This is a genomic window from Micromonospora sp. NPDC048843, from assembly GCF_040649965.1.
Taxonomy (GTDB): Bacteria; Actinomycetota; Actinomycetes; order Mycobacteriales; family Micromonosporaceae; genus Micromonospora; species Micromonospora hortensis.
The window spans coordinates 1-8988 of record NZ_JBEZGJ010000234.1 but is presented as its reverse complement, the minus strand read 5'-3'; the positions used below and the strand labels follow the sequence as shown (position 1 = coordinate 8988).

The window sequence follows — 8988 nt, the reverse complement described above, 5'->3', positions numbered from 1 at the left end:
TCCAGCCACGACGTCAGCGCCCTCGCACCCGGTGCCCACACGTTCACAGTGGATGGCGCCACCGGCCCAGCCGGCCAACGCGGCGCGCAGCGTCTTGCGCCGCTGCGCGAACGCCGCGTCCACCACGGCGAAGACCCGCTCCCGCGGTACGTCGGTGCGGGGCGGCTCGTGGCAGGTGAAGGAGACCAGGCCGGAGTCGACGTTGGGCACCGGCCAGAACACGTTCGGCGGCACCTTGCCGGCGCCCCGGGCCTGGGCGTACCAGGCGAGCTTCACCGACGGGATGCCGTACACCTTGGAGCCGGGACCGGCGACGAGCCGGTCGGCGACCTCCTTCTGCACCATCACCAGGCCGCGTCGCAGGCTGGGCAGCACGGCGAGCAGGTGCAGCACCACGGGCACCGCGACGTTGTAGGGCAGGTTCGCCACCAGCGCTGTCGGTGCCGGGTCGGCCAGTTCGGCGGCGGCGATGCGCAGCGCGTCGGCGCGGTGCACTGTGAGCCGGGCGGCGTCGGCCCCGGCGTACCGCGCGACGGTCTCCGGGAGCGCCCCGGCGAGCACCGGGTCGATCTCCACGGCGTGCACGTGCCCGGCGACCGGCAGCAGCCCCACTGTCAGCGAGCCGAGCCCGGGCCCCACCTCCAGGGCCACGTCGTCGGGGGTGAGGCCGGCGGCGGTCACGATCCGGCGCACCGTGTTCGGGTCGTGCACGAAGTTCTGGCCCAGCTTCTTGGTGGGCGCGACGCCCAGCCGGGCGGCGAGTTCCCGGATCTCCGCCGGGCCGAGGAGACCGGTCATGGCTGGCAGCGTAACGACGGGGTCGGTGCCGACCGTCGGGCCGGGCTCACCACGGGCCGAAGGCCCGGTCGCCGGTGGCGGAGATGGCCGCGCACAGCTCGTCCAGGTCGCTGCCGGTGGTCGCGGCGAGCGCGCGGACGGTGAGCGGAATCAGGTACGACGCGTTCGGCCGGCCGCGGTACGGCATCGGGGTGAGGTACGGGGCGTCGGTCTCCACCAGCATCTGATCCACCGGGGTGAGCGCGGCGGCCTCGCGCAGCGCCGTCGCACTGCCGAAGGTGACGGTGCCGGCGAAGCTCAGCAGGTAGCCGCGGCGGACGCACTCGCGGGCGAAGTCGGCGTCGCCCGAGAAGCAGTGCAGCACCACCTGGTCGGGTGCGCCCTCGTCGTCGAGGATCCGCAGCACGTCGGCGTGCGCGTCGCGGTCGTGGATGACCAGCGTCTTGCCGTACCGCTTGGCGATGGCGATGTGCGCCCGGAAACTCTGCTCCTGCGCGGCACGCCCCTCGTCGCCGGTCCGGAAGAAGTCCATTCCGGTCTCGCCGATTCCTCGGACCCGATCGCGGGCGGCGAGTGACTCGATCTCCCGCAACGCCTCGTCGAGGTCGCTCAGTCGGGGTGCCTCGTTGGGGTGCAGCGCCACGGTGGCCAGCACGGCGGGGTACCGGTCGGCGGTGTCCGCGCCCCACCGGGAGGAGGCGACGTCGACGCCCACCTGGACCAGCCGGTCCACGCCGACCTTCGTGGCCAACGCGATGGCCACGGCAACCGGATCTCCGGCCGGCCCGCCGCCGGGCACACCGGCCTCGCTGACAGTGATGTCCAGGTGGGTGTGGCTGTCCAGCACCGCCCGGGGCAACGACTCGGGAGCTGGCGGAAACTCTCCGGCCCGCCGGGCGGCACGCTCGCGGCGGGATTCAGTGGGCTCGCTCATCAGCGACAGCATCACACACCGGGCCTGTCCATCTGCCCGCCACCCGACGTTCACCCCGACTACGCCGCGCGACTCTACGGTCGCTGACGAACGGACGCGACAGCGTGCGGACCTCATCCCACCGAGCAGCGAGGCGACGGCATGAGCGTCACCCCCCAGGCCGGTGGCAGCGCCGGCGAACGGACCGGACTGAACGTGGCGTTCGGCGGCGGCGTGTACCCGGCCGAGGAGATCGCCCGAGGTGCCGCGTACGAGTTGTTCAGCGCCGACGAGGTGGCCGGCTTCGAGTGGGCGCCCCGCCCGGGCAGCGCCCTGCCGTGGCACCGGTTCGTGCACGTCACCGAGGTGACAGCTGTGCACGGGGCCACCGAGCCGGCCGACGAGCCGGAGACGCCGCTGCTGATGCCCGCTCACCGCGAGCGGGGTTGGGCGTACCTGCACCAGCTCAGCCAGCAGCCCGCGGCGGCGGGCGACCCGATGCTGGTCGAGGCGCGCGCGTCGGCGGTGGTCCGGCGGGGCACCCGGATGATGAAGGTGCTCTCGGCCCAGCAGCTCGCCGGCTACGTACGGGGTTGGCTGCCGCACGGCTTCTGCTACCGCGAGCACGACGTTGCGCACCTGCGTACGCCGGCGACGACGACGGTGCTGCGTACCGATGGTGACGCTGGCCGGGACGGCCCGGACGTGGCGTACGCGCTGCGCTGGCGCGCGTCCGACCCGGGTGACTACGACGTGCCGGTGGGCCCGGCACACCGCGGCCTGACCGCGCTGGCCTCCCGGGACCGGCTCGGCGCCCCGGTGCTCGGCACCGGCTTCGTACCCAGCAACGGTCAGCTCATCCCGGAGTTCATCACCCGGGACTTCGCCGACCTGCCGATGCCGGCGAACGCCGCCCTCATCGCGTACCCGGCGGAGGGGGTGGAGGTGGTGCTGTACACCTACCAGGCCGAGCAGCGCGGGTGGCTGCGGATGGTGGGCCCGCAGTGGCGGCACCTGCTGGCGGCGGTGCCGGGCCTTTCCCCGGACCAGGAGTACGTGCCGAACGCCGACGCTCCCCGCTCCACCCAGCTCGTCGGCATGTACGGCGACAGCGAGTACGAGGCGGTCGCCGACCTGCCCGGCGGGTTCCGGGTGCTGGCGATGACCCGGGCGGCCCGCTACCCGGTGGACACGGTGGCCCGCCGGGTCCGGTTCGCCCAGTGGCGAGGGGTGCCGTGCCTGGTGCTGCGGGAGGAGGCCGGCTGGCTGCGGGTGCGCCTGCGTTACCCGAACCCGGACACGGTGGTCACGACCGGCGCGCAGTGTCAGGAACGTGGCGTCTACGAGGCCTGGGCGCCGGGCGCCGAGGTGACCGACGACCAGGTGATGGACGCCCGGTACGCGATGTGACGGCGCGGCGGCGGGGCCCCCGCCGCCGCGCGTCAGGCGTTCAGTCGGTCAGCCGGGCCAGTTCCTCGTCGACGATCGACGGGTCGAGCTTGCGGAACACCGGCTTCGGCGCGGCCAGCGGGCGACCCGCCTCGATCGACACCGACTCCCAGCGCGCGCCGACTGTGTAGTCCCCGGTGAGCACCGGGTACGCCGGGCCGCCGTCCAGGTCGTCGACCTGCTCGATCACCGGCATCGGCGCGTGCACGCCGGCGCCCCCGAGCAGCTCGTGCACCTGCTGCGCGGAGTGCGGCAGGAACGGGGTGAGCAGCGTGTTGGCGTCGCTGATCACCTGAAGGGCGACGTGCAGGATGGTGCCCATCCGGGGCTTGTCCGCCTCGTCCTTGAGCTTCCAGGGCGCCTGCTCGGAGAGGTACCTGTTGGCCTCGGCGACCACCTTCATGGCCTCACCGATCGCCTGCTTCTGCCGGTGCCTGCCGATCAGGTCGCCGACAGTGGTGAACCCGGTCCGGGCGACGGCGAGCAGCGCCTCGTCGGCCTCGGTGAGCCCGGCCGGGTCGACCGGCGGGATCGCCCCGAAGTTCTTCGCGGCCATCGAGACGCACCGGTTGACAAGGTTGCCCCAACCGGCGACCAACTCGTCGTTGTTGCGGCGCAGGAACTCGGCCCAGGTGAAGTCGGTGTCGTTGCTCTCCGGGCCGGCGGCGGCGATGAAGTAGCGAAGCGCGTCGGCGTCGTAGCGTTCCAGGAAGTCGCGAACGTAGATGACCACCTTGCGGGACGAGGAGAACTTGCGTCCCTCCATGGTCAGGTACTCGCTCGAGACCACCTCGGTGGGCAGGTTGAGCCGACCCAGCTCGCCCGGCTCACCGTCGCGGGAGCCCTCGCCGGAGTAGCCGGAGAGCAGCGCCGGCCAGATCACCGAGTGGAAGACGATGTTGTCCTTGCCCATGAAGTAGTACGACTGGGCGTCCTTCCCCGCGCCGTCGGCGGACCAGTACTTCCGCCACGCGTCCGGGTCGCCGGAGCGACGGGCCCATTCGATCGAGGCGGACAGGTAGCCGATCACGGCGTCGAACCACACGTAGATTCGCTTGTCCGACCGGTCGCGCCAGCCGTCGAGCGGGATCGGTACGCCCCACTCCAGGTCACGGGTGATCGCCCGGGGCTGGAGATCGTCGAGCAGGTTGCGGGAGAACCGCAGCACGTTGGGCCGCCACCCTTCGCGGGTGTCCAGCCACTGTCGCAGCACCTCGGCCAGGGCCGGCAGGTCCAGGAAGAAGTGCTCGGTCTCGACGAACTTCGGAGTCTCTCCGTTGATCCGCGACTTCGGGTTGATCAGGTCGATCGGGTCGAGCTGGTTGCCGCAGTTGTCGCACTGGTCACCGCGGGCGCTGTCGTACCCGCAGATCGGGCAGGTGCCCTCGATGTAGCGGTCGGGCAGGGTGCGCCCGGTGGACGGGGAGATCGCGCCCATGGTGGTCTTCGGCACGATGTAGCCGTTGCGGTACATCCCCTCGAACAACTCCTGCACCACCGCGTAGTGGTTGCGGGTGGTGGTGCGGGTGAACAGGTCGTACGAGAGACCGAGGCCGTGCAGGTCCTCGACGATCACCCTGTTGTACCGGTCGGCCAGCTCGCGCGGGGTCACCCCGTCGGCGTCGGCCTGCACCTGGATCGGGGTGCCGTGCTCGTCGGTGCCGGAGACCATGAGCACGTCGTGGCCGGCCATCCGCATGTACCGGGCGAAGACGTCGGAGGGAACGCCGAAACCGGAGACGTGGCCGATGTGGCGGGGGCCGTTGGCGTACGGCCAGGCCACTGCCGCGAGAACGTGACTCATGAGCAGTGAGCCTAGTGACCCGTCCGGGGCGTTCGCGAACCAATGGGGGGTGCCCGACCGGCGGACCGGGCCGACCACCTCGCCCGTTGGTCCGATTTGTCGTCGACACGCGGCTCACCTGCCCGTTTCACCTCCTGGTGCGGTGTGCAATGAACGTCGTGACGGGCAGAGGAGCGGCGCGGGACCACGAGGACCGTCCCACCGGGTCGGCGGTCGGCGACGACCCGGGGCCCGAGCCCGCCGTGTCCCGGGTCGCCGGGGTCGCGCCGCAGCCCCGGCTCGTGCCCAGCGCCGACCCGGGTACGCAGCGGCCCACCCCGGCGGGGAGGTCCGCCCCGGCCCGCCCCACGCCGGCGGCGCCGTCACCCACACCGACTCGTCCGACCCCCGGGGCACCAGTACCCAGCCCGGTCCGGCCGGGCTCGTCGGGCCCGCCGGCCGGATCGGAGCCCGCCGGCTCGGAGCTCGTCGAGGTGGAGCCGACCACCGGCGCTCCGGTGGACGCGGTGCCGCGTCGGGTGCCGGTCCGGCAGCAGGTCCGTCGGCAGCGCGACAACGGGCCCGACGGCGACCCGCCGGACGACGACGGCGGTGCTTTCTGGGCGCCGATCGAGCAGGTGCACTGGGACGGCACCCCGATCCGCAAGGACACGGCACCGGCGCGGCTCCGCGGCTTCCGGCTGGCGCGACGTCGGGCACCCAGCCGCACTCCCCCACCGCCGGATCCGCTGCCCGGGCTCGCCGCGCTGGTGGTGCTGAGCCTGGTCGCGGCCTTCTTCGCCTGGGTCAGCGCCGGCCCGTTCTGGCTCGCGGTCGGGCACGCCCGGACGGGCACCGTGGTGATCGACGACTGCTCCGGCGGCGGGCTCACCCTGCGCTGCCGGGGAATCTTCACAGCCGAGGACGGGCGGTTCATCGCCCATGGCGTCCGGGTCAGCGGCGTGCCCGTCGAGGAGAGCACGGCCGGCACCGCGCTGCCGGCGCGGATGACCGGCCCGGACAGCGGTGTCGCGTACGCGGACGTCGGCGTGGGCCGGCACCTGCGGTGGCTGCCCGGTCTGCTGGTGGTGCTGGCCTGCGCCGCCGGCATCGTCCGGTGGACCGGGTCGGCTCGGCTGCCCGGTCGCCGGCACCGCCGCTGGGCGGTGGCCGCCGCCATCGCCGGCCCCACGCTGATCACCGTCGGCTTCCTCGCCGCCGCGTGGTGAACAGGCCGTCCGGCCGATCGGACCACAGCGGTCAGCTGTGCACGATCGTGTAGACGTCCCGGCGGCGCAGCGCGTACTCGGTGGCCACGTCGGTGATGGCGTCCCGGCGGGACCGGCCGGCGGCCTCCCGCTCGGCGACGGCGGCGCGCAGTGTGTCGTCGTCGGGGCGTTCGGCAGCGGTCACCGGAGCTCCGGCCACCACCAGGGTGATCTCTCCGCGCGGGTCCCCCTCGGTGGCCCACCGGGCCAACTCGCCGAGGGGGCGGCGGAGCACCTCCTCGTAGGTCTTCGTGAGTTCGCGGCAGACTGCGGCCGGCCGGTCAGCCCCGAACGTGTCGGCCAGGTCGGTGAGCGTCGCTCCGATCCGGTGCGGGGCCTCGAAGAAGACCAGGGTGCGCTCCTCGGCGGCGAGGGCGCGCAGCCGGGATCGGCGGCCGCCGGGGGTGCGAGGCAGGAAGCCCTCGAAGCAGAACCTGTCGCAGGGCAGCCCGGAAACGGCCAGCGCGGTGGTGACCGCGCTGGGCCCGGGGGCGACGGTGACCGGCGCACCGACATCCAGGGTGGCACGGACCAGCCGGTAGCCGGGGTCGGAGACGCTGGGCATTCCGCCGTCGGTCACCAGCGCCACCACGTAGCCGCCGAGGATGGCCTCGACCAGCTCGGGGGTGCGCCGCTCCTCGTTGCCCTCGAAGTAGGAGACGATTCGACCACCGACGGTGAGGTCGAGATCGCGGGCCAGCCGGGTGAGCCGCCGGGTGTCCTCGGCGGCGACCACGTCGGCGCTGATCAGCACCTCCCGGAGTCGGGCCGAGGCGTCGGCGGGGTTGCCGAGCGGAGCACCGAGCAGAATCAGGCGCCCAACTTCGGACATTTCACCCACGGATTCGTCTCCTTCATTGCTGGGAATACCGGTATCAGGGACGACGGACGCCACCGGACACCCTGGCAGCCTACGATCGCCGGGTGACGAGTGCGTCGACAGCGCAGAGCCCGAGCGCCGATCCGGACAAGATGATCCAGATGACGGGCGAGCCCAGTGCCACCCAGGAGCCGACGGCACCGAGTGCCGAGGGCGGCGGGGTGGCCGCTGCGGTCCGGCGACGGTTCGCCACCGTCGACACCCAGGTGGACCGGTTCTCCTGGCTGGCCACGGCAGTGGTGGTGGCCATCGCGGCGATCGTGCGCTTCGTCGGGCTGTCCAGCCCGAAGGGCAAGATCTTCGACGAGACGTACTACGCCAAGGACGCCTACGGGCTGATCTCGCGTGGCGTGGAGTGGAACTACAAGGACAACGTCCCGTCGTACGTGGTGCACCCGCCGCTGGGCAAGTGGTTGATCGGCGTCGGCGAGTGGGCGTTCGGCTATCAGGACGCCGATTCGAAGGTCTCCGTCCCCGGGCACCTGATGACCACCGCGCCGGAGTTCGGCTGGCGATTCTCGGCAGCGGTGATCGGCACGCTGTCGGTGCTGCTACTGGTCCGCATCGGTCGGCGGATGTTCCGCTCGACGGTGCTCGGCTGCGCGGCCGGTCTGCTGCTCGCCCTGGACGGCTTCCACCTGGTGCTGTCCCGCGCGGCCCTGCTCGACATCTTCCTGCTCTTCTTCGTGCTGGCGGCGTTCGGCGCGCTGGTGCTCGATCGGGACGCCCGCCGTCGGCGCTGGGCTCGAGCCCTGGACCACGGGCTCGATCCGAGCCAGCCGGGCCGGGCCGGCCGCCCGCCGACCGGTTGGCGCACCTGGCCGTGGTGGCGGCTGGCCGCCGGGGTGCTGATCGGCTGCGCCTGTGCGGTGAAGTGGAGCGCCCTGTACTTCGTGCCGGCCTTCGCGCTGCTGGTGCTCTTCTGGGAGGTCGGCGTCCGCCGCTCGGCGGGTGTCCGCCGGCCCTGGCGGGACACGCTCGTCGACGAGCTGCCCTGGCTGGTGCTCGCCGGCGTGCTCATGGTGGGCACCTACCTCGCCACCTGGTCGGGCTGGCTGCTCACCGACGACGGTTACTACCGGCTCGCGTCGTCCTACCCGGGCTCCCGGCTCAGCGACCGGCCGGTGATCGGTCCGCTGATCAATCTCTTCGAGTACCACCGCGCGGCGTACGGCTTCCACGCCCAGCTCGATGACGCGCACAAGTACCAGTCGTGGCCGTGGCAGTGGCTGCTGTTGGGCCGGCCGGTGGCGTTCCACTACGCCGGCGACGGCGTCTGCGGCGCGGCGAGCTGCGCCTCGGAGATTCTGCTGCTCGGCACCCCGCTGCTCTGGTGGTCGTTCCTGCCCGCTCTGGTGGCGCTGGTCTGGCTGGGTGTGGCCCGTCGGGACTGGCGGGCCGGCGCGATCCTGCTCACCGTGGCCGCCGGGCTGCTGCCGTGGTTCTGGTTCGCCCTCGACGGACGGACGATGTTCTCGTTCTACGCCGCGCCGGCGGTGCCGTTCCTGGTGCTGGCCGTGGTGTACGTGCTGGGCGCGCTGATCGCGCCCGCCGGGGGTGACGTGGGTGTTGTGGCGCCGCTGGTGCCCGGTGACCCGAGTTATGAGCGCCGACTGGTGGGCAGCATCGCGGCGGGGGCGTACGTGCTGCTGGTGGCGCTCTGCTTCGCGTACTTCTATCCGATCTTCGTGGGTCGGGTGATTCCGTACTCGGACTGGCTGTCGCGGATGTGGCTCGACGGTCGGTGGATATAAGCATCGACAGGCGGCGCGCCGCATAGCGCGACGGAAGAAGGGCCCGCACGCCGAAGCCGGCACTGTGGCTTCGAGGGTGAAGATCGCGTCCTCCCGGCGTACCCGCAACTCGCCCCCGGCAGCGGCGAGCCGGTCGGCCAGCC

General features: G+C 72.5%; 7 protein-coding genes. 3 read left to right on the top strand and 4 right to left on the bottom strand.

The features are described 5' to 3' along the window. Window positions 1-798 (bottom strand): 16S rRNA (adenine(1518)-N(6)/adenine(1519)-N(6))-dimethyltransferase RsmA (rsmA, locus tag AB0C20_RS32880; RefSeq protein WP_357569462.1); only part of this gene is annotated, 798 nt, incomplete at its 3' end. A gap of 46 nt (window positions 799-844) precedes the next feature. After that, window positions 845-1744, bottom strand: coding sequence for a TatD family hydrolase (locus AB0C20_RS32875; RefSeq protein WP_357190996.1), 900 nt, complete (start codon window positions 1742-1744; stop codon window positions 845-847). Window positions 1745-1873: 129 nt separating this feature from the next. Here AB0C20_RS32875 and AB0C20_RS32870 point away from each other — a divergent pair, with 129 nt between their 5' ends. Continuing rightward, window positions 1874-3121 (top strand): hypothetical protein, encoded by a 1248-nt coding sequence (locus AB0C20_RS32870; RefSeq protein ID WP_357190994.1) that lies wholly within the window; start codon window positions 1874-1876, stop codon window positions 3119-3121. Between the two features lie 40 nt (window positions 3122-3161). Here AB0C20_RS32870 and metG read toward each other — a convergent pair whose 3' ends face one another. Then, window positions 3162-4964 (bottom strand): methionine--tRNA ligase, encoded by a 1803-nt coding sequence (gene metG, locus AB0C20_RS32865; RefSeq protein ID WP_357190992.1) that lies wholly within the window; start codon window positions 4962-4964, stop codon window positions 3162-3164. A gap of 149 nt (window positions 4965-5113) precedes the next feature. On the opposite strand from metG, the gene AB0C20_RS32860 reads away from it, so the two are divergent. After that, on the top strand, window positions 5114-6172 hold the full coding sequence (locus tag AB0C20_RS32860; RefSeq protein WP_357190989.1) for a hypothetical protein: 1059 nt from the start codon (window positions 5114-5116) through the stop codon (window positions 6170-6172). A 31-nt stretch (window positions 6173-6203) separates the two neighbouring features. On the opposite strand, the gene rsmI is transcribed toward AB0C20_RS32860, so the two are convergent. Next, window positions 6204-7052 carry a 16S rRNA (cytidine(1402)-2'-O)-methyltransferase gene (rsmI, locus tag AB0C20_RS32855; RefSeq protein ID WP_357190987.1) on the bottom strand — a complete coding sequence of 283 codons (849 nt, stop codon included), beginning with the start codon at window positions 7050-7052 and terminating at the stop codon, window positions 6204-6206. Between the two features lie 140 nt (window positions 7053-7192). Between rsmI and AB0C20_RS32850 the strand changes: the two genes are divergently transcribed. Beyond that, a complete protein-coding gene (locus tag AB0C20_RS32850; protein WP_357569463.1) occupies window positions 7193-8845 on the top strand; it encodes a phospholipid carrier-dependent glycosyltransferase in 1653 nt (550 codons plus the stop codon). Window positions 8846-8988 lie beyond the last annotated feature (143 nt).